Genomic DNA, 534 nt, shown 5'->3' on the forward strand with positions numbered 1-534 from the left:
CTATTAAACCGTGAAAGCCCCGTAGTCATGGGGTGTAAAAGCAAAAGATCGCAGCCTTCGGCAGCTCCTACATTTGGAATGCGTGTCCTGTAGGAGCTGCCGAAGGCTGCGATCTTTTCGCTTGTAACCTTTATGCGATATCCCGCAACTCGCGCCGCAGAATTTTCCCTACAGGCGTCATCGGCAACGACTCACGCAACACGATGTGTTTCGGCACCTTGTAGGCCGTGAAATTCTCTTTGCAGTACGCCTTCAGCTCTTCCAGGCTGACCCCGCTCTCCCGCGCTACCACAAACAGCTTCACCGCCTCTCCCGAACGCTCGTCCGGCACGCCGATGACCGCGCAGTTGGCGACTTTCGGGTGGGCCATGACCACGTCTTCGATTTCGTTGGGGTACACGTTGAAGCCGGAGACGATGATCATGTCCTTCTTGCGATCGACGATGCGCACAAAACCGTCCGGGTCGATCACGGCGATATCGCCAGACTTGAACCAGCCCTCGGCATCGAGCACTTCGGCGGTGGCCTCGGGTT

Annotated in this window: 1 pseudogene; it reads right to left on the reverse strand. The window is 57.1% G+C overall.

The features are described 5' to 3' along the window. Nucleotides 1-130: 130 nt before the first annotated feature. A pseudogene (locus tag J5M56_RS24160) lies at nucleotides 131-534 on the reverse strand (AMP-binding protein); the annotation flags it as partial.

Source organism: Pseudomonas sp. 51_B, assembly GCF_017491595.1.
In the GTDB taxonomy this organism is placed as follows: domain Bacteria; phylum Pseudomonadota; class Gammaproteobacteria; order Pseudomonadales; family Pseudomonadaceae; genus Aquipseudomonas; species Aquipseudomonas promysalinigenes.